This window comes from Sphingobacterium sp. CZ-2 (assembly GCF_004526235.1).
Lineage (GTDB): Bacteria > Bacteroidota > Bacteroidia > Sphingobacteriales > Sphingobacteriaceae > Sphingobacterium > Sphingobacterium tenebrionis.
In genome coordinates this window covers 769781-794296 of record NZ_CP038159.1, presented here as the reverse complement: position 1 = coordinate 794296, position 24516 = coordinate 769781, and the positions used below count along the sequence as shown (strand labels likewise).

Below are 24516 nucleotides of genomic sequence, written 5' to 3'. Positions count from 1 at the left end.
TCATGCAAAGAAAACGATTTCAAAACGGAATGCAAATTAAAATATGATATCTGCCAAGTAAAAAACAGCAAATACCACAGAAGCAATACCATTAGCAGTCATAAATGCGCGGTCTACCCGACTGAGGTCTGTAGGGCTTACAATGCGATGCTGATAGATCAACATCAGGCCATACAACGCGACACCGATATAATAGAAGATACCCGTAGGCATAAACCAGATCGGCAATAGTACAAAAATGAAAGATAATATATGTAGCACTTCGGATATCCGTAAGGCGTTCTTTGCTCCAAAATTGGCCGGAATGGAGTTCAATCCATTGGCCTTATCAAATTCCTCATCCTGTAGAGCATAAATGATGTCAAAACCACTCACCCAGGTCAGCACTGCTAAACCATAAAAAATGGGAACAATATTAAAATGTCCTGTTACGGCCAAATAAGCTCCTACAGGTGCCAAGCCCAAGCCTATTCCCAGCACGATATGGCATAAGGGTGAAATCCTTTTCATGTAAGAATAAAAAAGGATCACGAACAGGGCGACCGGTGATAGCATCAAGCACATCGGATTGATGAAATAACAGGCCAGCATGAAGATCAAACAATTGATGATGGTGAATAGTAATGCCTGTTTGGGTGCAATCCTTCCCGCTGGAATATCCCGAACCGCTGTTCTTGGGTTGAGGGCGTCGATATCCCTGTCAAGGTATCTATTAAAGGCCATGGCGGCATTTCTTGCGGTTACCATACATAACAACACCAAAAGAAATAATTTCCATTCAAACTGATAATTTGTGGTGTGGATGGCCAAGAAGAAACCGATGATGGCAAATGGTAAAGCGAAAATACTATGTGCAAAAAGCACGAGCGACATGTATTTCTTCATAATTACTCAATCGGCGATACAAAATTTTGATTGACATCATCTATCGCCTGAAGCACTTTATCGCAACCTAATTTGGTTTCGGCAGAGGTCAGGAAATTCGGAGGAATTTCTTCGAACCATTTTTTTAAGGCACGACGGAATTTCGCCACGTTCTGATCCGATTTTACGCCAGACTGTTTATCCGCTTTCGTGAATACCAACATAAATGGAATCCCCTCTTCACCTAACCAGCAACAGAAATCCAAATCGATCTTTTGAGGTTCATGTCTACTATCGATCAAAACAAAAACACATTGCAGGTTTTCACGGTGTCTTAGGTAGGCGCGAATAAACTTTTCCCATTCTGCCCGGCTTTTTTTGGAAACCTGTGCAAAACCATATCCCGGCAAATCCACCAGATACCAGGTGTTATTGATGATGAAATGGTTGATGAGTTGGGTTTTTCCCGGCTTCTGCGATGTTTTTGCCAAGTATTTACGACCCGTAATGGCATTGATCAACGAGGATTTTCCTACATTGGATCTTCCGATAAACGCATATTCTGGTTTATCAGCTAGCGGTAGTTTTGATACCTCTGTATTGCTACTTACAAATTCGGCCTGTTTGATGATCATGGCACAAAGGTACAATAAATAAGAAAAATTTATTTACATTCATGCCCAAATTACCTCAAGATGCTAGATATACGACACATTGTGAAGCAGTATGCCAATCATACGGCATTAAATGATGTTTCATTTATAGTCCCTAAAGGACAGATTTTCGGTTTGTTAGGTCCTAATGGTGCCGGAAAGACCTCACTGATCCGTATCATCAATCAGATTACTGCACCTGATGCCGGTGAAATCTATTTTGATGGCGAACGCCTTTCTCCCAAACATATCGGAAGAATTGGTTACCTGCCGGAAGAAAGAGGCCTCTATAAAAAAATGGAGATCGGCGAACAGTTGATCTATCTAGCCCAATTGAAAGGCCTTTCGAAACAGGATGCCAAACAACGCATTAAATATTGGTTTGAAAAACTGCAGATTGAATCCTGGTGGAATAAGAAAGTGGAAGATCTCAGTAAGGGAATGCAACAGAAGGTGCAGTTTGTTGCCACGGTATTGCACGAGCCAGACCTGATCATATTGGACGAACCCTTCTCTGGATTTGATCCCGTGAATGCCCAGATTATTCAGGACGAGATCTTGGAACTGAATAAAAAAGGGGCTACTATTATCTATTCAACCCATCGGATGGAATCTGTAGAAATGCTGTGCGACCATATCGCCTTGATCAATAAATCCAAATTGATCTTGGAGGGATCGGTAAAACAGATCAAAAATCAATATAAAAACCAGACGTATAAGATTCAATATGTTTTGAAGCCCGAGTATACATCGCTGCTTGAACATTCCAGCCTCTATGAGATCATCCAACATGAAGTTGGCGAGGAGTCTAAATTGACGATTCAATTAAATCCTGGTATCAACTTGAATGACGTATTGCTTCACCTGATCCCGATGATGGAAATCCATCAAATATTTGAAATCGTTCCAACGATGAATGAGATATTCATTGATAAAGTAACATCTAATTATTAAGAAGACAAGAGCCTAGTTATGAATAAGATTATATTAATCATTCAAAGAGAATATTTAAGTAGGGTTAAAAAGAAAACTTTTCTATTGACGACTTTTTTAGTGCCCTTATTTTTTATTGGTATCTACGTAGGTGCATTCTATCTGACGAAAAAAAGCTTTGAAGACAACAATGCCATTGTCTATGTATTGGACAACACCAACCAGGTCGGCAAGGAGTTGGTGAACAATAAAAACATCACCTTCACGCATTCTGCGGATGAATTGGGTGTTCAATTGAAAAAGGTCAAAGATGCAGGGGATAATACCAGTCTATTAATAATCCCTCAGGATTTCTTCGAAACCCAGAAAATCGAATTTCTATCCTCCGGAAAGCCCAATATCAATACGCAATCCGAAATTGAGAAGCAGTTGGAAACGGTCATGTTGAATTACCAATATGCTAAACTGAATATTGACCCGGATAAAATCAAGAACATTGATAGCTCGGTCAAGATTTCCGCTAAGGAGATCACCGATTCGGGCGAAGCCAAAGAAAGTGATACCCGCATAGCTATGGGTATTGCCATGGCCTTGTCCGTATTGATCTACCTTTCCCTCTTTTTATATGGCGCTCAGGTAATGCGTGGTATTATTGAGGAAAAATCCAATAGGATTGTCGAGGTGGTTATATCCTCGGTGAAACCTTTCCAATTGATGATGGGAAAAATCATTGGTATTGGTCTGGTCGGGATTACCCAATTCATCCTATGGATCATTTTAAGCTTTGGATTGATCAGTTTGGCAACTTCCACACTGATCGACAAGGATGAGTTTATTGCCCAAACGGAACAACAAGCCGCTCAAAATGCCAATCCGGAGAATGAGGATATGTCGATGGTTGCCAGTTTAGGAAGTGCTTTGGATTCCGTGAATTTTCCTGAGCTATTGACCTGTTTCTTCTTGTTCTTTTTAGGCGGTTATATGCTTTATTCAGCCCTGTTTGCTGCAGTAGGTTCTGCGGTCGATAATGAAACAGAGGCCAATCAGTTTACCATGCCTATTACCGCCCCTCTCCTGTTGGCCTATGTGCTCTCTTTTGGGGTGTTGATAAATGATCCGCACGGAAGCATTGCAACTTGGTTAAGTTTTATACCTTTGACCTCTCCTATTGCCATGTTGGTCCGTGTTCCATTTGGGGTACCAGTATGGCAGATCGCTTTATCATTTGCTTTATTGGTAGCTGGATTTATATTCACCACTTGGGTAGCAGCCCGAATCTATCGCGTAGGCATTTTGATGTATGGCAAAAAAGCCAGCTTTAAAGAGCTGATCAAGTGGTTTGGCTATAAGAATTAATATAATAGAATTAGAAATCAATATACGAATTAGCGACAATACCATCCAATGTCAAGTCTGATCAATCTTACTGTATTCAAGAAGTTCCTATCCTCCAATACTTCCGGAGGAATATTATTGTTTGTCTGTGTGATTTTATCCTTGATAATAGCCAATACGGGGCTTGCTTCTGGTTTTAACAACATCCTGCAGACTACTTTTGGTTTCGAGAACGAAAGTATCCAACTGAAATATTCCGTAAAGGCTTGGATTGACGATGGGTTGATGGCTATATTCTTCCTCTTGGTTGGATTGGAGATCAAAAGGGAATTGGTAGAAGGAGAATTGTCCTCGCCTAAAAAAGCCGCACTGCCTATTCTGGCCGCTATTGGTGGAGCTATCGTTCCTGCCATTATCTATTCGGTCTTAAATAAAGGGGAAGCCACTTTTCATGGCTGGGGAATCCCGATGGCTACCGATATTGCTTTTGCCTTAGCGATCATGACCCTATTAGGTAACCGCGTTCCCGCAAGTTTAAAGATCTTTCTAGCGGCTTTAGCTATTGTGGATGATTTATTGGCCATCTTGGTTATTGCTATATTCTATTCCACAGAACTTCATTATACCTATCTGATGTATGCTGGTGCCTTATTGGCACTATTGGTGGCCTTTAATTTTTTTGGGGTCAAAAGTATTTGGGCGTATATCATCCCAGGGGTCTTTATCTGGTATTTTATCCATCATTCGGGAATCCATGCAACCATTGCTGGTGTATTGGTTGCCATGACCTTGCCCACCACGCCGGATGCAACAGAATCTCCTTTGGAAAAATTAGAACATGCCCTGGCAAATCCTGTTAACTTCATCATCATACCTTTGTTCGCCTTGGTCAATACCAATATTACCATTCACGGCGAAATGGTAAGCGGATTGACAACTCCCTTGGGATTGGGAATCATCCTCGGGCTTTTCTTTGGAAAGACGATTGGTATTTTTCTCACTTCTTGGTTATGCGTAAAATCAAAGATCGCAAACCTGCCGGAACTGGCTTCTTGGAAACATATGATCGGTGTGGGCATGTTGGGTGGTATTGGGTTCACGATGTCCATTTTTATCTCCATGCTATCCTTTAAAGATCCCGTTTTCATTGAAGAGGCTAAATTTGCCGTGCTTATTGGTTCCTTGATTTCTGGATTTCTGGGTTATCTATGGTTATCAGCGCTCAGCAAAAAGAAAGACAACTAGTCGGCATCCTTCAAAAATTCTCTTCTCAGCAACTATCGTCAAAGTAGAATTACAGCTACAAATTGTCGGGCATATTGTTATGGAAATGGTGTAAAAATAATAAAGCTTGAGTCAATCGGGCGATCGCTCAAGCTTTAAAAAATAACCTCTTTATGAGGTAATCAACCTAAACCTAAGACAAAGGTAGATAAATTCTATTAATAAATCCAAATGTTTTGTGGGAATTAGCTTCTGTACTCTGGTCTAAAATTTTTAACTATCTGGAAATCAGAAGATTAAATTTCAAAAAAAAAGGTTTTCAAACGGGGAGAATGAAAACCTTTAATAACCAATTATAAACCTAAATTATGATGACACAAAGATAGTGTACAATTTACACTTTTGCAAATATTTTTTTATTTTTTTTTAAAATCCGCTTTTAACCTGAACTAAATGGCTAAACAATATTCGGTTTTGGAAGCTGGGCAGCTTAAAATAATATCTTAACTTTGTATCAAAGAATCAATATATGTTTACAGGTATCATAGAAACTTTAGGACGCGTTACGAAAATAGAACATGAACAATCCAATATCCATTATTTTGTGGAATCCCCTATTAGTTCAGCTTTAAAAATCGATCAGAGTGTTTCCCACAATGGGGTTTGTTTAACAGTGGTCGGTATGGAAGGTGATGTTCACCAAGTAACCGCAATCAAAGAAACTTTGGAAAAGAGTTCGCTTGGCCTGTTAAAAGAAGGTGATCAGGTGAACTTAGAGCGCTGTACACAAATTGGCGGTCGTTTAGATGGACATATTGTTCAGGGCCATGTAGATCAAACGGCGATCTGTGTGGCTGTCGAACCCCAGGATGGTAGTACCCTGTTTACTTTTGAATATGATCCGGAGAAACAAAATGTAACCGTGGAAAAAGGTTCGATTACAGTTAATGGAATCAGTTTAACAGTGGTTAATTCTGGAAAGAATTCATTTTCTGTCGCGATTATCCCCTATACCCTGGAGCATACCAACCTACATCAGGTGGAAGTTGGATCTACGGTCAACTTGGAGTTTGATATCATTGGTAAATATGTAAGCAAGTTGCTTGCTCTGAGATCCTAAAGTGCGAAACCCATTACTTCTTTTTTCCGTTTCGTTTTAAAGCGATCCGGTACCAATTGTAGGATTTCATTTTTCAATAAATTGATGGCCTGTTTCTTCACATAATTCTGTGGAGTGACAATACTGATCTCCCGTACCGGTTCCGGAGCGCGGAAGTAGCGTACATTCTGTAATTGATCTTCATCATAATTACTGATACTCAATTCCGGAAGGATAGTCATACCGCCATTCAGATCAACCATTCTTTTTAAGGTTTCCACACTCCCGGTATTGTAATCAAAAGAACCTTCCTTCGATTGGTTGTGCTTGTAATTGCAGATATTCAAAACCTGTCCGCGCATGCAGTGCCCTTCGTTCAATAACCATAGTTTTTCATCAGCAATCTCTTCTGCGCTGAGTATTTTCTTCTGGTATAAGGAACTCTTTTCGGAGACATACGCCACAAAGGTCTCGTAAAATAAGGGAATCTCATTGATGGATGAATCATGTATAGGGGTAGATAATAACCCGCAATCCAAGGTGCCTAATTTTAGTTCCTGTACGATCTGTTCCGTGGTATATTCCCAGATCTGAAGCTTAAGTTTATCGTGTTTTTTTAGGAAGTTAGAAATAACAGCGGGCAATAAATAAGGTGCAACAGTAGGGATTACACCGATTCGTAGTTCTCCAGTGAGCTCTCCTTTCTCGGTCTGTAGCAGTTCATTTATTTTTTTGCTCTCCGTGAGCACGGTCCTTGCTTGTTCTAGAATCTTTTCGCCAATCTCTGTAGGTACTACTGGTTGTCTGCTCCTATCAAAAATCTTCACCCCTAAGGATTCTTCCAGCTTTTGGATCTGCATACTCAGGGTTGGTTGGGTTACATAACATTTTTCGGCGGCAGCAACAAAACTTCTATAGGTATCTACGGCTATAATATATTCTAATTGTACAAGTGTCATTCTATAAATTTTGATTATACAAACATACGACGACTATAGCCGAATTGCTACAAAATTCCTGAAAAAAGTAGCCTTCAGTAAAAAGGCCTGTTTTAGTATGGTAAAACGATGATTTCGGTAAAAAAACATGGTTAAAGCATGCTTAAAGCATGATTTTGTAACCCAACCATAGGAAAAGCATACTTTCACATTACTTTCAGTATGCTTTTACAACGAAGAAAAGGCTATTCCATGTATCATGTAATAGCCTTTTTTAATGATTATTAATGAGAGAGATTCTTTTTAATCTTGCTTGCGATGCTTGATTTCCAACTCCAGGATAATATCTCTTTTCTTACCTTCTAAAAAAGAAAGGTTGCCAGCCACAAAAATACCTTTTTCATCGGTATTGATGTTTCTGATGCCGTAAACCGAACTTTCATCGTCCGGGTTGCTCATGCCTTCATAGCGATATAGATAATCGATGGTATAATCAGCTGCCTCTGCCAGCAAGCCATCAAACTCAATATTGTAATCTACGGTATATCCTTTTGCCTGTAGATGGTCTAAGGCTTCCTTTGCATTTGCATAGTCGTTTTTAGTGGTCATATCAAATCCTTTTTTTGTTTTAAAACAGTTAACTTTGGCTATTGTTTCATTAAATATACTAAATCGAAATCTATTCTGAACATATGGCCCATTCCATTCCTCCCGCAAAAAACACCCCCAGCGAAGCATTTGAAAGATTATTGGAAGTTTTATATACCCTACGTTTGGAATGTCCTTGGGATAAAAAACAGACGATGGAATCCCTACGACATCTGACCATCGAGGAAATGTATGAATTGGCGGATGCCATCTTGGATAAGGACCATAAGGAGATCAAGAATGAACTGGGTGATATATTGATGCATTTGGTGTTCTACGCGCGGATTGCCGAGGAAGAACAGCAATTTACCATAGTCGATGTGCTGAACGGTATCTGCGATAAATTGATCAGTAGACATCCCCATATTTATGGAGATGTACAAGCGGAAACCGACGAAGTGGTGAAACAGAATTGGGAAAGCATAAAATTGAAAGAGGGAAATAAGTCGGTCCTTTCCGGCGTGCCTAAAAGTCTTCCTGCATTAGTAAAAGCTTATCGGATTCAGGATAAGGTCAGAGGCGTCGGTTTTGATTGGGAAGATAAAAAGCAGGTTTGGGAGAAAGTAGAAGAAGAATTGGCCGAATTTAAGGCGGAATTCAATATAGAGCAGGAAAACATCAATTTAGAACGTGCAGAAGCCGAGTTTGGTGACCTGTTGTTCTCGTTGATCAATTATGCCCGACATCTGGGTATCAACCCGGAGAATGCCTTGGAGAAAACCAACAAAAAATTCATGTTCCGTTTCAATTACCTGGAAGAGAAATCCAAAGCAGATGGTAAGATCTTGGGTCAGATGAGCCTGGAGGAGATGGATGTTTATTGGAACGAAGCTAAACGTTTAAAATAGCAGGTTTTCCATTCTTATTTCCTTATCTTTAGGCTGATACAAAACCTATATATGAAAATTTTGATAAAGATTTTGAAATGGTTGGGGATCCTGCTGGGTTCTTTCCTACTCTTGACCATTGTTTCACTCTATGTTTTCAAGGTCGATTATATCCTAAAAGGCATTTATGTCATTTACATGAAAGGCCATACGACGGCCTATCTGGACGATTACCACTATTTCGATAACCATACCGTCAAGCATGGCACACCTCAACCATGGCCAATCTCCGCATCCTATAATCAAGTGCCGATCACGGATTCATTGAAAAGAATCCATGAACGATCTGGTTCTATAGCGTATATGATCATTCATCAGGATAGTATCTGGTTTGAGGAGTATTATGGTGGATATTCGGATTCCTCCAGATCCAACTCCTTCTCCATGGCAAAAAGTATGGTCGCGGCCCTGCTTGGAAAGGCCATTGAAAACGGTTTGGTAAAAAGTATAGATCAGAAAGTAAAAGATTTTGTACCTGAGGTGCAAGGTCCATTTGCTGATTCCTTGACGTTAAAAGATCTGGTTTCCATGAGTTCAGGGATGAAATGGGAGGAGAAATATTACGATCCATTCTCGATCACTACCAGGTTATACTTTGATAAGGATATTGTTGGCGCCTTGGATGCGATGCCGATCAACGCCAAGCCAGGACAAGGATTTAAATACCAAAGCGGGGACACCCAATTATTGGGTATAGCCTTGCAAAGAGCAGGTAAGAAATCACTTTCAGAGTTGATGACCCAGTATTTTTGGGAACCCATGGGGGCAGAACATGATGCCCTATGGCAGTTGGACAGTAAGGAAAAGGGCATCGAAAAGGCTTACTGTTGTTTTGCAAGTAATGCCAGGGATTTTGCCCGCTTCGGAAAACTCTATCTTCAGCACGGAAAATGGAATGGACAGCAATTGCTGGATTCCAGCTATGTTTCGCAATCATTAACCAATCGATTCCCGGATTCTCCGGAGTATGGCTATGGCTGGTGGATGGGGAATTATCAACAAAAGCCTTATTTCTATATGGATGGGCATTTGGGGCAATTTGTGATCGTGGTTCCTGAAGATGATCTCATCGTGGTGAGACTCGGACATAGTAACGACGGTAAAAACAAGGCAGATCCAGCTTCTTCCTTCTATAATTTCATTCATCAGGCTTATATCATGTTGGGCGATCGGATAAAAAGTAATACTTCCGAATAGGATTTCTTACCTTTGCAGCATGAAAAATTTAGCTGTTATCTTTGATATGGATGGGGTTATCGCCCATACGAATCCCTATCATGCAAAAGCCTTTGAAGTCTTTTTTGACCGTCACCAAATCACTTATAGCGAAGAGGAATTTGAAAAGCACATGTATGGTAAACATAACAGCCATATTTTTACCTATTTCTTTAAAAGACCTATACAAGGCTCAGAGTTGTTGACTTTAGAGGATGAAAAGGAAGGTTTGTTCCGTGAAATCTATCAGGAAGAGGCCAAGCCTATCCCCTTTCTCCCCGATTTTCTAGCTGATCTAAAAGCTCATGATTTTAAATTAGGGGTTGCTACTTCCGCACCTCGAGCAAATATGGATCTAATACTGGACCGCCTTTCCATCCGTGATTTCTTTAGTTCTACCCTTGGAAGTGAAAATGTGGAACTGCACAAACCTCATCCAGAGGTTTATCTGAAATCTGCTGAAAACCTTCAAATAGATCCTTCGGCATGTTTTGTTTTTGAAGATTCTTTCTCTGGAGTGACCGCAGGATTAAATGCCGGAATGCATGTGGTGGGCGTATTGAGCTCCCATCAACAAGCAGATCTCCCCATCTGTAAAGCGTATATACAGGATTATAAAGGTTTGAATGCCGATTTTCTATTGAAATTGATGGATTAGGAACATTTTTTCGTTTTTATAATATTTCAATTTCCACCTAACATATTGACTCTTAATTTGTTTAAATTTATAGGAGCCTAATAGGCCTGTAATTTTGACATGAAATTTTTAATATTTATGTCATAATTGCAGTTTATGTCCATTTAAATGGGCTGGGCATTGGTTTTGATGCATACGTTAGAAAAGAAAATAACTAATCTATGAATTTTAATAATTTTACGATAAAGGCTCAAGAAGCCATACAAAAAGCCTCTGAAATTGCTGTAGGAAACCAACAACAAGCGATAGAACCCATTCATATTTTAAAAGCATTGTTGACCGTTGATGAAAATATCATCGGGCATCTCTTGAAAAAACTGAATGTCAATCTAAACTATGTGAATGCAGAGGCCGACAAGCAGATTGCCGCACTTCCAAAGGTTAGCGGTAGTAATGTTTATCTGAGTAATAGCGCCAATGCGGTATTACAGAAAGCCCAAAGCTATTTGAAAGAGTTTAATGATGAGTTTGTTTCTATTGAACATATTCTTTTGGCTTTATTAACAGCCAATGATAAGGCTTCTGCCCTATTAAAAGATCAGGGCGTAAATGAGAAGGATCTTAAATTGGCCATCAAGGAATTGCGAGGAAACAATAGGGTAACGGATCAGAATGCGGAAGCTACTTACAATGCTTTAGGAAAATATGCTCGGAATCTGAATGAATATGCAGAATCAGGAAAATTAGATCCGGTAATCGGGCGTGATGAAGAAATTCGCCGGGTGATGCAGATCCTTTCCCGCAGGACCAAAAACAATCCGATTTTAGTGGGTGAACCCGGTGTTGGTAAAACTGCCATCGCGGAAGGAATTGCCCATCGGATCATCAAAGGTGATGCACCGGAGAATTTAAAATCCAAAACGGTGTTCTCCTTGGATATGGGTGCTTTGATTGCAGGAGCCAAATATAAAGGTGAATTTGAAGAACGCTTGAAAGCGGTAGTGAAAGAGGTATCAGATAGTGATGGCGAGATCATTCTTTTCATTGATGAGATCCATACCTTGGTTGGTGCAGGTGGTGGCGAAGGTGCTATGGATGCAGCCAATATCTTGAAACCAGCCTTGGCAAGAGGTGAATTGCGTGCCATTGGTGCGACTACTTTGAATGAGTATCAGAAATATTTTGAGAAAGACAAGGCATTGGAGCGTCGTTTTCAGAAGGTTATGGTGGAAGAGCCTGATACCCAGGATGCGATCTCTATCCTTCGCGGATTGAAAGAGCGCTATGAAACCCATCATAAGGTAAGAATATTGGATGAGGCGATCATCGCGGCTGTTGAACTATCACAACGCTATATTACCGATCGTTTCTTGCCCGATAAGGCCATCGACTTGGTGGATGAAGCTGCTTCAAAGTTGAGGTTGGAAATGGACTCCGTTCCAGAATCCGTGGATGAATTGGATCGTCGGATCATGCAGTTGGAAATTGAAAGAGAGGCTATCAAAAGAGAAAATGACGAGAAGAAGGTAAAAGAACTATCTGAAACCATTGCCAATCTTTCCAACGAGCGTGATTCCTTGAAGGCTGCTTGGCAATCGGAGAAGACCCTGGTTGATCAAGTTAACCAAGAAGCGCAAAATATTGAAGATTACAAATTAGAAGCGGAACAAGCTGAGCGTGCAGGTGATTACGGTAAAGTAGCGGAATTACGTTATGGAAAGATCAAGGAAGCGCAGGATGCTGTAGAACGTTTGAAAAAAGAACTGGCAGAAAAACAGGATAGCAGCCGCATGTTGAAAGAGGAAGTAACCTCGGAAGATATTGCAGACGTGGTTTCTAAATGGACCGGTATCCCTGTCAATAAAATGATTCAATCGGAACGCGAAAAACTATTGAATCTGGAGGAAGAATTGCACAAACGTGTGGCCGGACAAGATGAAGCCATTGAAGCGATATCAGATGCAATTCGGAGATCCAGAGCAGGTTTGAGTGATGCTAAAAGGCCGATTGGTTCGTTCATATTCTTGGGAACCACCGGTGTGGGTAAAACAGAATTGGCGAAAGCCTTGGCCGAATTCTTATTTGATGATGAGCAGGCTTTGGTACGTATCGATATGTCGGAATACCAGGAACGTCATGCCGTTTCCAGATTGATCGGAGCGCCTCCGGGATACGTTGGTTATGATGAAGGTGGACAATTGACAGAAGCTGTTCGTCGTAGACCGTATTCGGTGGTGTTATTGGATGAGATCGAAAAAGCACATCCAGATGTGTTCAACATTTTATTGCAGGTGTTGGATGATGGCCACTTAACGGATAATAAAGGGCGTGTGGTCAATTTCAAGAACACCATTATTATCATGACCTCGAATACAGGATCCCATATCATCCAGGAGAATTTTTCTAAATTGATGGATGGAAACCGTGAGGAAATTATCGCGAAAACCAAGGATGAGGTGTTTGAATTATTGCAGAAATCCATCCGTCCGGAATTCTTGAACAGGATTGATGAAATTATCATGTTTACTCCGCTTTCAAGGGATGAAATTGGAGATATCGTTCGGATGCAGTTTGGAAAGGTCCAAAGGCAATTGGCCGAACAGAATATTTTCTTAACAGCCACTGATGAAGCGTTGGATTGGTTGGCACAGCTGGGTTATGACCCAGTATATGGTGCAAGACCATTAAAACGGGTAATTCAAAAACGTATTCTGAATGAATTGTCGAAAGAAATCCTTTCTGGAAAAATCACTTCGGATTCGGTTATTGAATTGGATAGTTTTGACCATCAATTTGTATTCATCAATAAGGATAAGAACAAAGAAGGATAAAATAGTTTTTACGATTATTCATTGATCTTTAGGTCAGCTAAATAATATTAAACAGGGAACCAGTGGTGTTCCCTGTTTTTTTTATTTTTGAAAGGATTAGGATTGAACCCATGCTTAAGATTTTAGAAAAACATATTAATGCTATCGTTCCTATGCCTGCGGCGGACTTTCAGGAACTTACAAACTATGTAGAAGTTGTTTCCTTAAATAAAAAAGAATACCTGCAGGAACTGGATCACTATTCGAATGACCAATATTTTGTGTTACAGGGATGTTTAAGGATGTTTACCCTGAATGAAAAAGGGGTAGAAATGACTACCGACTTTGCTTTGGAGAACTGGTGGATCTCAGATCATAAATCGTTGTTGCAGGAAACCAAATCCTTATGTGCCATACAGGCAGTTGAAAAAAGTGCGGTCATACGGATGAGTAAACAGAATGAAGTGAAAATATGCGAACGATTTCCTGTCATGTATGCTTATTTTTCGGCAGTTTATCGAAAAGCATATGCCGCTGCTCAATACCGAAACATCTTATTTAAACTTTATTCTAAAGAGGAAATCTACCTACAGTTCAGCAGGAATTTTCCTGATTTTATGCAACGTGTCCCTCAGTATTTAATAGCTTCCTATTTGGGCTTAACGCCGGAATATGTTAGTGAGATACGCAAGAAAAGTATTTCTTAAACTGGTTTAAGATTTCTTTGGCGCTAATGGATTTACTTTGTGGTATTAAATAATTGAAAAAATTAATTAGACATGAAAGCAAGAATGAACATTTCGGCGATTGAGCCAAAGGGATATCAAGCGGTATTAGGATTAGAAAATTTCGTACAGCATTCTGGTTTAGAGAAATCGCATATTGAATTGATTAAGATCAGAGCTTCCCAGATAAATGGTTGTGCGTTTTGTATTAATATGCACACAAAAGATGCGTTGAAACAGGGAGAAACGACTCAACGGATTTTTTTATTGGATGCTTGGAGGGAAACCAATCTTTATGATGAGAAGGAACGTGTGATTCTGGCGATGACGGAAGAAATTACGATGATTTCTAAGGCAGGATTAAAGGAAGAGACCTATGCGGAGGCGGAAAAGGTTTTTGATGAGGGGTATATCGCGAAGATAATATTGACTATTGCTACGATTAATGTTTGGAATAGAATTGCGATCAGTTCTTTGACACAGCCTTTGTAGGGGGGCGGTGTAAAGATTGCTTCGTTCCTCGCAATGACGCGGGGTGTTGTACCTCTTCGCAATGAACTGTGTATATATCCAAATAATAAATTAAATTTTCTCCAAATAATATTCTGATTAGGCCGCTTTTGCGATGTAGCCCTTTCCAGATTTTGCGATGGCGAATGCCTGTTTGATCAGTTTGTTCACCACTGCTATGATTGCGACCTTGTAGGGTTTTCCCTTTTCCATCAACCTCCCATAAAGCCCGCTGCAGGCGGTGTTGCTCCTGATGGCGGATATTGCCGCCATGTACAGCACCTTTCTGACCTGGCCCATCCCCATCTTGCAGATATGTCCCTTTCCCCTTACACTGCTGCCGGACTCGAATATCCTGGGCGCCAGTCCGAAATAGGATATCAGCTGCCTGTGCCCCTCGAACCGACTGAAACCGTCCGTCAGGATGATAAGCAGTGCTGCGCTGCGTGGCCCTATTCCGGGTATGCTCCGCAGGTTCGCATTGAGTTCCCCGTAATTCTCCATGATGATCTGCTGGACCTGCCTTTCATGTTCATTGATGTCCTGATCATAACGTTTGATCCCTTCCTCTATGGTCTTCCTGAGCGTGGGTTCCAGTGTTCCCGCATGTTCATATGCATGGAGCCTGTTCGTTAGCATGGTCCTGCATTCCTTCTGTCCCTTGATATAGCCTTCCAGGTTCCTGATCCTCAGCACATGTTCCTCCGGCAGCCTCCATTGGGCAGGTTCCGTCATGCTGGTGAACTTGGCGATGAGCTGGGCATCCTTCCTGTCGGTCTTGGTCCTGGCCAGGGTCATCTGGGAAAAACGCCTGATGACAAGGGGGTTGATGACCGAGACCCGTTCATCCCTCTCCCAGAGGAACTTTGCCAGCCGGAAGTAATAGGGACCGGTGGCCTCCATCGCTATATGGCTGCCGTGCATGTGGCCCAGGGCCTCCACAAAACCCGCTTCGTCGTTACTGAAACGACCCTTAAAAACCTCTTTCTGTCCCGATTGGACAGAAATGTCAAAATAATCCTTTGAACAATCAATACCTGTTACCATCTTTGTATACCATTTTTGTGGATTACAGCAGCTCTTATCATAACTTATCAATCGTAAAAACAGGCTCCGGGCCTAATGAACTGTCCAAGTTTATGATAGGAATAAGAGAGGGGGATTAACATTGCGAAGGGTCTCTCAAGGACCAATGACGATTAAAAATCTTACTCCCTCTCTCGCTGTATCCTAAATGAAATACAAAATTATATTCTGTTTCTTTAATTCCTATAACTTCCCTACAAACTTACGATGACGAAGGACTCCTCGCAATGACGCGGGGTGGAAAAAATAAAAAGAGGAACAAATGTTCCTCTTATTCAATATCCACATAGGTCTAACGTCTAAAATCTATCATCTAACGTCTAAAAAACCTACCCATACACATACCTTATCTCATCCCTTAAATTATACCGGGATGCCATGACTTCACCATAGGCGCCGGCGGTACGGATAGCGATCAGGTCTCCCCTTTCTGAAATAGGAAGGGTAACTTCCTTTCCAAAGCAGTCGGAGCTTTCACAGATAGGACCTACCACATCATAATTAAGTAATTCTTCCTGGTTTGAGCTGCCTAATTTTTCGATCTTATGGTAGGCTTGGTATAAAGCTGGACGCATTAATTCCGTCATTCCGGCATCTAAAATCAAAAAGTTCTTTTTGATTCCGCTTTTGGTGTACAGCACCTGGCTTACCAAGGTTCCGGATTGAGCCACAAGCGCTCTACCTAATTCAAAATGTACTTCCTGATTGGGATTTCGCTCCAAGAACTTATCAAAAACATCAAAATAGGCTTCAAAGTCAGGCATCGGGTTTTCATCAGGCTGTTGGTAATCAACGCCTAATCCCCCTCCTACGTTCAATACTTTAATGGTCGTTCCACGCTCTTCAAACCAATTCTTCCATTCATTCACCTTTACACAAAGGCTTTTGAATACATTCATATCGGTGATCTGCGAACCAACATGAAAATGCAGACCCAACAGGTTCACATGCTCACAGGATCGTAGTACTGATGCCGCTTTCTCCAATTCGGAATTGGGAACCCCGAATTTATTCTCATCCAGACCGGTGGTGATGTAATGGTGTGTATGCGCATCCACATTCGGATTGATCCGAAGGGAAATATTCGCTTTTACACCCAATTTACCAGCTAATTCATCAATGATCAACAGCTCTTGGATAGATTCCACGTTGAACGCAAATATTTGTTGTTCCAAGGCCAGGATGATCTCCTTATCGGATTTGCCTACGCCAGCAAAAGTAATCTGCGAAGCTGGGAAACCCATATCGATGGATTTTTGTACCTCATTGCCACTCACACAGTCGGCCCCATATCCCTTTGATTGGATAAGTTCCAAAATACGGTCGTTGAAGTTCGCTTTAAGGGCGTAGTGTAAATGAAATCCCCGCTTGTCAGCAGCTTTTTTAGCGGCATCCAAGGTATTTGCCAAAAGCTCCATATCATAATGGTAGAATGGCGTTTCTAAGGATTTCAAATGATTGATATCTAATTGATGTATGTTCATTATAGGTTTAGAAAAGTCTGTTATGTAAAGATCTTAGGGCTTCCACTTTATGTTCAGAATCCAACAGGATGGAAACGTTATAATCGGAACCGCCATAAGACACCATGCGTAATGGAAGATGTTTTACAGCATCTAATACGCGCGCTGCATAGCCATGGGTGTTGGCACCAAAATCACCAACCACACAGATGATAGTCTGATTTCTGTCAACACTTACCCTACCGAAGTCTTCCACTTCGCGGATGATGTCGCCCAGGTTCTTGGTATCGTCGATGGATAAGGACACAGCCACTTCGGAGGTGGTAATCATATCGATCGGTGTTTTATAACGCTCAAAAATCTCAAAGATCTTACGTAGGAAACCATAGGCTAATAGCATTCTGGAGGAATGGATATGGATAGCCGTAATTTCATCCTTAGCAGCTACCGCACGGATAAATCCTTTCTGTCCACCATCTTTCGAAATCAGGGTTCCATAGGCTTTCGGATCCATGGTATTCAATAATCGTACAGGCACATTATATTTTTGTGCTGGGAATACGCTTTGAGGATGCAGGATCTTAGCTCCAAAGTAGGCCAATTCTGCCGCTTCATCAAAGCTAAGGTTAGCGATTGGAGTCGTGTTCTTCACGATACGAGGGTCATTGTTATGCATCCCATCAATATCCGTCCAGATCTGAACCTCATCAGCTTGAATTGCTGCACCGATCAAGGAAGCGGTATAATCTGATCCACCGCGACGCAGGTTATCAATCTCACCGAAGGAATTGCGACAGATAAAACCTTGCGTGATGAACAGGGTGTTTTCTGGTGTTTCTTCTAAAATAGCCTCCAACTTCTCTTTGATAAAAGGCACGATAGGTTCATTATCCTCATCGATTTTCATGAAATCCAATGCTGGCAATAGCACAGACTTCACTCCTTTTTCCTGTAAATACAGGTGCCAAAGATTAGTGGACATCAATTCCCCTTGCGCAAGGATGATCTTATCCTCCACAGGCGTAAACAGGTCGTTTGATAAGGAGGAGATCAAGTTAAAGTGATAATCGATCAATTCTTTTCCATTCTTATATCCGTTCTCTGTGCTGAAGAGTTCCTTGATTAAGTTTTCGTACTTATCCTTATGTTCACTAATTAATTGTTTGGCCTCGTCCTTCTTACCATTTAAAAGGGCTTTAGCAATTTCTACCAAGGCATTGGTCGTTCCAGCAACAGCTGAAAGTACAACAATTTGACGTTCTGCGGGATTTACTATGTCTAGTAATCCTTTGATACGTTCAGCACTTCCTACGGATGTTCCTCCGAATTTTAGAATTTTCATATCTACTTTTTATACAATTTTTTTTTGCGGGTGTGAATATAGGTTTTTTCACAAAAAAAGCGGCACAAATTCCTAAATGGTTTTGTGCCGCATACATTTCTATGCGGAAGAACTACTTCTTCAGGTTCTCAATCAACAACTGAGCAAGTTCTTCACCGATTCTTTCCTGCGCCTCATTGGTCGCAGCACCAATATGTGGTGTCAAGGAAATCCTCGGATGTGTTAATATTTCTGTTCTAGGGCTAGGCTCGTTGTCAAAAACATCAAGTGCTGCAAAGGAAACTTTGCCGGAATTCAATGCTTCAACCAATGCCAGTTCATCGATTACACCACCCCTAGAGGCGTTTACCAATCCTGCTCCATCTTTTAATAAGGCGAATTCTTCTTTTCCAATGACAGGTTTATCGGTAAATGGAACATGCAGGGAGATGAAGTCAGCTTGACGGAAAATAGTTTCCAGATCAGCCTGTTCAACTGGAACTTCCACTTGGATTCCGCCGGAAAGTGTTAATGTTAAGGATTTAGGTCCTTCAAAAAGATCAGAATATAACACATTCATCCCTAATCCCAAGGCAATTTTGGCTGTTTCGCGGCCAATACGACCAAAACCAACCACGCCTAATGTTTTTCCCTGTAATTCTACGCCAGCTGCATAAGCTTTTTTTAATGCACCAAAATTGGTCCCGCCCTCTAGAGGCATCTTGCGATTGGCATCGAATAAAAACCGAACGCCATTCAATAAATGGGCAAATACCAATTCCGCAACGGAATGCGAAGATGCAGCAGGTGTGTTGACTACAGCAATTCCCTTTGATACGGCATAATCCACATCAATGTTGTCCATACCTACGCCACCACGACCGATAACTTTAAGATTTGGACAAGCATCGATCAATGCCTGTCTTATTTTTGTTGCACTACGAACGGTTACTGCATCGTAATCGTTCAAACGAAGAGCAAGCTCCTCTTGAGGAATATGGATGGTATCTACGATAAATCCTGCATCCTCTAATATCTTTTTACCGATGGGATTAATTCCATCGTTTGCTAAAATTCTCATTAATTATTATTTGTGATTTTCTTCAAATTCTCTCATGGTATCGACTAAAGCATTGATGGATGAAATGGTCAATGCATTGTAAACCGATGCACGGAATCCACCAACGGAACGATGACCTTTGATACCTACTAAATTACGTTCTTTTGCTAACGCTAAGAATTCAGCTTCCAATTCAGGGCTGTCCATAACAAACGTAATATTCATTCTCGAACGGTCTTCTACAGCGGCTGTTCCCTTGAAGAATGGGTTTCTGTCAATCTCCTCGTACAAAGTACGTGCTTTAATGATGTTCTCCTGCTCAATGACATCCACCCCTCCTTTCGCTTTTAACCAACGAAGGTTTAACATGGAAACATAAATGGAGAATACTGGCGGCGTATTATACATGGATCCTGCTTTTGCGTGGGATTCGTAATCAAAAATAGTTGGGAAGGTACGGCCTGATTTTCCGAACAATTCATTTTTGATGATCACAAGCGTTACACCTGCCGGTCCCATGTTTTTCTGAGCGCCAGCGTAGATCAGATCGAACTCGGAAACATCAATTTTTCGGCTTAGGATATCCGAAGACATGTCTACTACCGTTGGAACTGCAGTTGCTGGTTTTTCAAAAACTTCGGTTCCATAAATGGTATTATTCGACGTATAATGGAAGTATGCTGCATCTGCTGGGATTTGGAAATCCTTGGGGATGTAGGAATAATTCTGGTCACTCGAAGAAGCCACGATCTCGACATGTCCTACTTTTTTTGCTTCTTTAGCGGCCTTAGTTGCCCAAACACCGGTATCTAAATAAGCTGCCCTCCCATTTTCTGGAAGAAGATTCATAGGAACCATGGCAAATTGTTGCGTAGCACCACCTTGTAAGAAAAGAATGGAATAATCTTCAGGGACATTCAATAGCTCCCTAACGAGACGCTCAGTCTCTACGACTACCTCTTCAAATTCTTTGGAACGATGCGAAACCTCTAAGATAGAAAGACCTGTACCATTAAAATCAAGCACTGCTTTTGCAGCTTCTTCAAAGACTTCCTTTGGTAGAATACAAGGACCTGCACCGAAATTATGTTTCATTTTTTACTGTTAAATTGTTAAAAATAAGGATGATAAATCGTCTGGTGAAACGGATTTTATCGTAAGAAAGAACAAAGGTAAAACATTTTTAAAATTTTTTAAAGCAAATTCCTTATTTGTTTTAAAAATCACAAAATATATTATTGTTTGATATTAATTTGTCATACAAAAGGCATTTAGGCTTCCATAAATTCTTTTGTCAAAAAAATTAACAATTGCCTTTGAATGTTGATATTTTTAATGCCTTAAATACTGTTTAATGCCACAAAAATTGTGTACCTTCGCCTGTTAGGTGTAATCAATTGGATGATGCACCTGAATGTTTGATTGAAACCAAAAAAGAATGGCTGAAGAAACAGAAAACGAAAACAACTTAGTACCTGCCGAAAACAGGATTATCCCCATCAATATTGAAGACCAAATGAAATCGGCCTACATCGATTATTCGATGTCGGTTATCGTTTCTCGCGCCCTACCGGATGCACGTGATGGTTTCAAACCGGTTCACCGCCGTGTATTGTACGGTATGTTGGACTTGGGGGTAACTAGTGGAAAACCTTTTAAGAAATCTGCCCGTATTGTCGGGGATGTATTAGGTAAGTATCACCCACATGGTGACTCATCAGTTTACGATACGATGGTTCGTATGGCTCAAGATTGGTCCTTACGCTATCCATTGGTCGATGGACAGGGAAACTACGGTTCCCTAGATGGTGACCCACCAGCGGCAATGCGTTATACCGAGGCTAGACTTCGGAAGATCGCTGAAGAAATGCTTGCCGATATCCAAAAGGACACGGTAGACTTTCAATTGAACTTTGATGATTCCCTTCAGGAACCAACCGTTCTTCCGACCAGGATCCCGAACCTATTAGTAAATGGTGCTTCCGGTATTGCGGTAGGTATGGCCACCAATATGGCGCCTCATAACCTAACGGAGGTGATCGATGGTACTATTGCTTATATTGATAATAGAGACATTGAGATTTCGGAATTGATGACCTATGTAAAAGGTCCTGACTTCCCTACCGGAGGTTTGATCTACGGATTTTCTGGGGTTAAAGATGCATTCGAAACTGGTCGTGGCCGTATTGTGATGCGCGCTAAGGCGGAGATCGAAACGACCAAAACCGGTAAGGAAATTATTGTGGTAACCGAGATCCCTTACCAAGTGAACAAAGCAGAGATGATTAAACGTACTGCTGACTTGGTTCATGAAAAGAAAATCGAGGGAATTTCTGAGATCAGAGATGAATCGGCGAAAGATATCCGTGTGGTTTATGAAATTAAGCGTGACGCCAATGCCAATGTGGTATTGAACAACTTATATAAGTACACCGCTTTACAGACTTCTTTCTCGGTAAACAATATCGCCTTGGTAAAAGGTCGTCCGATGTTGATGAACTTAAAGGATATGATCCATGAGTTCGTTGAACACCGCCACGATGTGGTTATACGTAGAACGAGGTTTGAATTAGCCGAAGCTGAAAAACGTGCGCATATATTAGAAGGATACTTGATCGCATTAGATCACCTGGATGAAGTGATCCAATTGATCCGTAATTCCGATACGCCAGAAGATGCGCGTGTTGGATTGATGGAGCGATTTGGATTGTCTGACATACAGGCAAGAGCTATCTTGGACATGACCCTAAGAAGATTGACAGGACTAGAGCGCGATAAGATCAAAGAAGAATATGCGGAATTGATGAAGACCATCGAATACTTAAAAGAAGTTTTAGCGGATGAGTCTTTACGCTTTAAGATCATCAAGGAAGAACTTGTTGAGGTTAGGGAGAAGTATGGTGATGAGAGAAGATCTCATATCGTACATTCTGCTGAGGATATGCGTATGGAAGATTTCATCGATGATGAAGAAGTGGTGATCACTATCTCCCATAACAGTTACGTAAAACGTACGCCATTAACAGAATACCGTCGTCAAGGACGTGGTGGTAAAGGTGCTATCGGGTCAACAACCCGCGATGAGGACTTTACAGAGCATATTATTACGGCATCTGCACATAACTACTTATTGTTATTTACAGAAGCTGGACGTTGTTTCTGGCTGCGCGCCTTCGAGATTCCGGAAGGAAGCAGAACATCTAAAGGAAGAGCACTACAGAATATCATCAATATTCCAAAAGATGAAAAGATCAAGGCTTATATCAAAGTCACCAATCTGAAGGATCAAGAGTACCTGGAAAACAACTACATCATCATGTGTACGAAAAAAGGTACGATCAAGAAAACATCATTGGAAGCATACTCAAGACCAAGAGCAAATGGTATCAACGCGATCAACATCAATGATGGAGATCAATTGATCGAAGCAACCTTGACTTCGGGTACAAGTGAAATTGTGATGGCGCTTCGTTCTGGTCGTGCGATCCGTTTTAACGAGTCGACTGTTCGCCCGATGGGAAGAACGGCAACTGGTGTTCGCGGAATCACCTTAGCACATGAAAAAGATGAGGTAGTTGGCATGATTAGTGTTAATGATCAAGAGACAACTGTATTGGTAGTTTCTGAAAAAGGTTTCGGAAAACGTACGGATATTGAAGATTACCGAATCACAAACCGTGGTGGTAAAGGTGTAAAAACCATTAACGTAACGGATAAGACCGGTGAACTTGTTGCGATCAAAGGTGTAACCGATGAGAATGACTTGATGATTATTAATAAATCAGGTATTGTTATTCGAATTGGTGTGGAAAGTTTACGAGTGATGGGACGTGCAACGCAAGGTGTAAAACTGATTACATTGAAAGATACGGATGCAATTGCTTCCATTACTAAAGTAGAAAGACAAGAAGAGGAAGAATTTGATGGCGAAGAAACAGAAAATCAATCTGAAAATAGCTCAAGTAATCCTGAGAATGAAGAACAAGAATAATCTATTTATCGGAGCTTTAGCTCTCCTATTTGTATTATTTTCACAAGCTTCTTATGGGCAATCTGCCTATAAGGAGGCTAGTAATGCGTTTGCTTTATATACGCAGACTGGAGATATCAAGAATTTAGATAATGCCATGAAACAATTGGGCAATATCTATAAAACCAAAAAAGACTCCACGAAGACTAGGGTAAATGTATTACGCGCGATGGTGTTAAGCTCGCTCGCTTATGCGGATTCTAATCGTACCGTAAAAACGAACATCAATCAGGATCCTATCGATCTTACTTTCCAAACTCTTGGAAAATTAACTGATAAGGATAAGGAAGGATATCCTGGTGAGATGGATTACGTGAAGCAGAATTTGGCAGCTGCATTGATTACCCGTGCGAATAAGGCTTTGAAAGACAATAAATTTGATGCGGCATATCAAGATTTCAGTAAAGTGGATGAAATGCACGTCAAATCGGAAGATGTCACCTATAACCTGGCATTATTAGCAAATAAGGCTGGTAAATTGCAAGAGTCGGTTAAGTTTTATAAAGCTATACTTGAGTCGGAAAAAGTTACTCCTCAGCAATACATTGAACTTTCTGATATTTATGATAAATTAGGGGAAAAGCAATTGGCTTTGAGTACGCTTGAAACTGGTCGAACCAAATTTCAGGAAGAAAAATCCTTATTGTTCCTTTTGATTGATAAATATGCGAAGAACAAAGCTTACGATGCGATTGTTCCTTTAATTGGAGAAGCATTAAAATACGAACCGGAGAATATAGATCTTAATTATTTAGCGGGTTATGCAAATGAAAATGCAAACCAGGTAGCTATAGCTAAGACCTATTATGAAAAGGTTTTGCAATTGGATGCAAATAATTATGAATCTAATTTAGCCTTGGGATTAATCTATTTAAAAGATTTCTTGTCTGATACCTCGAATCAAGAAGCGCAGTATAATGCACAGAACTATCTTTTAAAAGCGAATGAGATTAAGCCTTATGAGATCAATGCGTTGAAATCATTGGCGTTGTATTATGAAAAGGCGGAAGATGCAACGCAATTGGATCGTGTAAACATGTTATTGAACCAACTTACAAATTAATAAACAAAACAAATA

General features: G+C 40.8%; 21 protein-coding genes. 12 read left to right on the top strand and 9 right to left on the bottom strand.

Annotation, left to right across the window (positions count from 1 at the left end):
* Positions 1-36 precede the first annotated feature (36 nt).
* Both E3D81_RS03540 and yihA read right to left on the bottom strand, forming a co-directional pair.
* Positions 37-885 carry a UbiA-like polyprenyltransferase gene (locus tag E3D81_RS03540; RefSeq protein WP_099366267.1) on the bottom strand — a complete coding sequence of 283 codons (849 nt, stop codon included), beginning with the start codon at positions 883-885 and terminating at the stop codon, positions 37-39.
* 2 nt (positions 886-887) lie between these two features.
* Complete coding sequence (gene yihA / locus E3D81_RS03535; RefSeq protein ID WP_099366266.1) at positions 888-1499, bottom strand: ribosome biogenesis GTP-binding protein YihA/YsxC; 612 nt, start codon at positions 1497-1499, stop codon at positions 888-890.
* Between the two features lie 60 nt (positions 1500-1559).
* On the opposite strand from yihA, the gene E3D81_RS03530 reads away from it, so the two are divergent.
* The 4 genes from E3D81_RS03530 (at position 1560) to E3D81_RS03515 (ending at position 6129) form a co-directional block, all read left to right on the top strand.
* Positions 1560-2471, top strand: coding sequence for an ABC transporter ATP-binding protein (locus E3D81_RS03530; RefSeq protein ID WP_134776427.1), 912 nt, complete (start codon positions 1560-1562; stop codon positions 2469-2471).
* A gap of 18 nt (positions 2472-2489) precedes the next feature.
* The gene (locus E3D81_RS03525) at positions 2490-3806 is read left to right on the top strand and encodes an ABC transporter permease (RefSeq protein WP_134776426.1); all 1317 of its coding nucleotides are present in this window, start codon (positions 2490-2492) and stop codon (positions 3804-3806) included.
* A gap of 48 nt (positions 3807-3854) precedes the next feature.
* Entirely contained in the window at positions 3855-5030 is a 1176-nt protein-coding gene (nhaA, locus tag E3D81_RS03520) for a Na+/H+ antiporter NhaA (RefSeq protein ID WP_134776425.1), read from the top strand.
* 508 nt (positions 5031-5538) lie between these two features.
* The gene (locus E3D81_RS03515; RefSeq protein WP_099366262.1) at positions 5539-6129 is read left to right on the top strand and encodes a riboflavin synthase; all 591 of its coding nucleotides are present in this window, start codon (positions 5539-5541) and stop codon (positions 6127-6129) included.
* Here the strand turns inward: E3D81_RS03515 and E3D81_RS03510 are convergent.
* Positions 6126-7067, bottom strand: a complete 942-nt coding sequence (locus tag E3D81_RS03510; protein ID WP_099366261.1) for a hydrogen peroxide-inducible genes activator — start codon at positions 7065-7067, stop codon at positions 6126-6128. The two genes, E3D81_RS03515 and E3D81_RS03510, sit on opposite strands and share 4 nt — an antisense overlap.
* A gap of 282 nt (positions 7068-7349) precedes the next feature.
* Positions 7350-7655, bottom strand: a complete 306-nt coding sequence (locus E3D81_RS03505; RefSeq protein WP_099366260.1) for a hypothetical protein — start codon at positions 7653-7655, stop codon at positions 7350-7352.
* Positions 7656-7738: 83 nt separating this feature from the next.
* On the opposite strand from E3D81_RS03505, the gene mazG reads away from it, so the two are divergent.
* The 6 genes from mazG (at position 7739) to E3D81_RS03475 (ending at position 14460) form a co-directional block, all read left to right on the top strand.
* Positions 7739-8542, top strand: coding sequence for a nucleoside triphosphate pyrophosphohydrolase (gene mazG / locus E3D81_RS03500; RefSeq protein ID WP_134776424.1), 804 nt, complete (start codon positions 7739-7741; stop codon positions 8540-8542).
* Positions 8543-8593: 51 nt separating this feature from the next.
* On the top strand, positions 8594-9778 hold the full coding sequence (locus E3D81_RS03495) for a serine hydrolase domain-containing protein (protein ID WP_134776423.1): 1185 nt from the start codon (positions 8594-8596) through the stop codon (positions 9776-9778).
* Positions 9779-9797: 19 nt separating this feature from the next.
* The gene (locus E3D81_RS03490) at positions 9798-10454 is read left to right on the top strand and encodes an HAD family hydrolase (protein WP_134776422.1); all 657 of its coding nucleotides are present in this window, start codon (positions 9798-9800) and stop codon (positions 10452-10454) included.
* 200 nt (positions 10455-10654) lie between these two features.
* Positions 10655-13264 (top strand): ATP-dependent chaperone ClpB, encoded by a 2610-nt coding sequence (gene clpB / locus E3D81_RS03485; protein WP_134776421.1) that lies wholly within the window; start codon positions 10655-10657, stop codon positions 13262-13264.
* A gap of 110 nt (positions 13265-13374) precedes the next feature.
* A complete protein-coding gene (locus E3D81_RS03480; RefSeq protein WP_134776420.1) occupies positions 13375-13950 on the top strand; it encodes a Crp/Fnr family transcriptional regulator in 576 nt (191 codons plus the stop codon).
* Positions 13951-14022: 72 nt separating this feature from the next.
* Positions 14023-14460, top strand: coding sequence for a carboxymuconolactone decarboxylase family protein (locus tag E3D81_RS03475; RefSeq protein WP_134776419.1), 438 nt, complete (start codon positions 14023-14025; stop codon positions 14458-14460).
* Positions 14461-14577: 117 nt separating this feature from the next.
* On the opposite strand, the gene E3D81_RS03470 is transcribed toward E3D81_RS03475, so the two are convergent.
* The 5 genes from E3D81_RS03470 to serC form a co-directional block, all read right to left on the bottom strand.
* A complete protein-coding gene (locus tag E3D81_RS03470; protein WP_134776418.1) occupies positions 14578-15525 on the bottom strand; it encodes an IS110 family transposase in 948 nt (315 codons plus the stop codon).
* A gap of 368 nt (positions 15526-15893) precedes the next feature.
* Positions 15894-17048 carry a diaminopimelate decarboxylase gene (lysA, locus tag E3D81_RS03465; RefSeq protein ID WP_134776417.1) on the bottom strand — a complete coding sequence of 385 codons (1155 nt, stop codon included), beginning with the start codon at positions 17046-17048 and terminating at the stop codon, positions 15894-15896.
* A 7-nt stretch (positions 17049-17055) separates the two neighbouring features.
* On the bottom strand, positions 17056-18369 hold the full coding sequence (locus E3D81_RS03460) for an aspartate kinase (protein WP_134776416.1): 1314 nt from the start codon (positions 18367-18369) through the stop codon (positions 17056-17058).
* Positions 18370-18481: 112 nt separating this feature from the next.
* Entirely contained in the window at positions 18482-19429 is a 948-nt protein-coding gene (locus E3D81_RS03455; protein WP_134776415.1) for a D-2-hydroxyacid dehydrogenase, read from the bottom strand.
* 6 nt (positions 19430-19435) lie between these two features.
* Entirely contained in the window at positions 19436-20503 is a 1068-nt protein-coding gene (gene serC / locus E3D81_RS03450) for a 3-phosphoserine/phosphohydroxythreonine transaminase (RefSeq protein ID WP_099366250.1), read from the bottom strand.
* Between the two features lie 343 nt (positions 20504-20846).
* Here serC and gyrA point away from each other — a divergent pair, with 343 nt between their 5' ends.
* Together gyrA and E3D81_RS03440 are read left to right on the top strand one after the other, a co-directional pair.
* Positions 20847-23399 carry a DNA gyrase subunit A gene (gyrA, locus tag E3D81_RS03445; RefSeq protein WP_099366249.1) on the top strand — a complete coding sequence of 851 codons (2553 nt, stop codon included), beginning with the start codon at positions 20847-20849 and terminating at the stop codon, positions 23397-23399.
* Positions 23332-24501 carry a tetratricopeptide repeat protein gene (locus E3D81_RS03440; protein WP_167554220.1) on the top strand — a complete coding sequence of 390 codons (1170 nt, stop codon included), beginning with the start codon at positions 23332-23334 and terminating at the stop codon, positions 24499-24501. The genes gyrA and E3D81_RS03440 overlap by 68 nt, the downstream gene beginning before the upstream one ends.
* Positions 24502-24516: the final 15 nt, after the last annotated feature.

What these genes read in the sequence shown, in the direction of transcription:
- E3D81_RS03540 (WP_099366267.1), bottom strand. Translation starts at nt 885, where the DNA reads ATGAAGAAATACATGTCGCTCGTGCTTTTTGCACATAGTATTTTCGCT.
- yihA (WP_099366266.1), bottom strand. Translation starts at nt 1,499, where the DNA reads ATGATCATCAAACAGGCCGAATTTGTAAGTAGCAATACAGAGGTATCA.
- E3D81_RS03530 (WP_134776427.1), top strand. Translation starts at nt 1,560, where the DNA reads ATGCTAGATATACGACACATTGTGAAGCAGTATGCCAATCATACGGCA.
- E3D81_RS03525 (WP_134776426.1), top strand. Translation starts at nt 2,490, where the DNA reads ATGAATAAGATTATATTAATCATTCAAAGAGAATATTTAAGTAGGGTT.
- nhaA (WP_134776425.1), top strand. Translation starts at nt 3,855, where the DNA reads ATGTCAAGTCTGATCAATCTTACTGTATTCAAGAAGTTCCTATCCTCC.
- E3D81_RS03515 (WP_099366262.1), top strand. Translation starts at nt 5,539, where the DNA reads ATGTTTACAGGTATCATAGAAACTTTAGGACGCGTTACGAAAATAGAA.
- E3D81_RS03510 (WP_099366261.1), bottom strand. Translation starts at nt 7,067, where the DNA reads ATGACACTTGTACAATTAGAATATATTATAGCCGTAGATACCTATAGA.
- E3D81_RS03505 (WP_099366260.1), bottom strand. Translation starts at nt 7,655, where the DNA reads ATGACCACTAAAAACGACTATGCAAATGCAAAGGAAGCCTTAGACCAT.
- mazG (WP_134776424.1), top strand. Translation starts at nt 7,739, where the DNA reads ATGGCCCATTCCATTCCTCCCGCAAAAAACACCCCCAGCGAAGCATTT.
- E3D81_RS03495 (WP_134776423.1), top strand. Translation starts at nt 8,594, where the DNA reads ATGAAAATTTTGATAAAGATTTTGAAATGGTTGGGGATCCTGCTGGGT.
- E3D81_RS03490 (WP_134776422.1), top strand. Translation starts at nt 9,798, where the DNA reads ATGAAAAATTTAGCTGTTATCTTTGATATGGATGGGGTTATCGCCCAT.
- clpB (WP_134776421.1), top strand. Translation starts at nt 10,655, where the DNA reads ATGAATTTTAATAATTTTACGATAAAGGCTCAAGAAGCCATACAAAAA.
- E3D81_RS03480 (WP_134776420.1), top strand. Translation starts at nt 13,375, where the DNA reads ATGCTTAAGATTTTAGAAAAACATATTAATGCTATCGTTCCTATGCCT.
- E3D81_RS03475 (WP_134776419.1), top strand. Translation starts at nt 14,023, where the DNA reads ATGAAAGCAAGAATGAACATTTCGGCGATTGAGCCAAAGGGATATCAA.
- E3D81_RS03470 (WP_134776418.1), bottom strand. Translation starts at nt 15,525, where the DNA reads ATGGTAACAGGTATTGATTGTTCAAAGGATTATTTTGACATTTCTGTC.
- lysA (WP_134776417.1), bottom strand. Translation starts at nt 17,048, where the DNA reads ATGAACATACATCAATTAGATATCAATCATTTGAAATCCTTAGAAACG.
- E3D81_RS03460 (WP_134776416.1), bottom strand. Translation starts at nt 18,369, where the DNA reads ATGAAAATTCTAAAATTCGGAGGAACATCCGTAGGAAGTGCTGAACGT.
- E3D81_RS03455 (WP_134776415.1), bottom strand. Translation starts at nt 19,429, where the DNA reads ATGAGAATTTTAGCAAACGATGGAATTAATCCCATCGGTAAAAAGATA.
- serC (WP_099366250.1), bottom strand. Translation starts at nt 20,503, where the DNA reads ATGAAACATAATTTCGGTGCAGGTCCTTGTATTCTACCAAAGGAAGTC.
- gyrA (WP_099366249.1), top strand. Translation starts at nt 20,847, where the DNA reads ATGGCTGAAGAAACAGAAAACGAAAACAACTTAGTACCTGCCGAAAAC.
- E3D81_RS03440 (WP_167554220.1), top strand. Translation starts at nt 23,332, where the DNA reads ATGGCGAAGAAACAGAAAATCAATCTGAAAATAGCTCAAGTAATCCTG.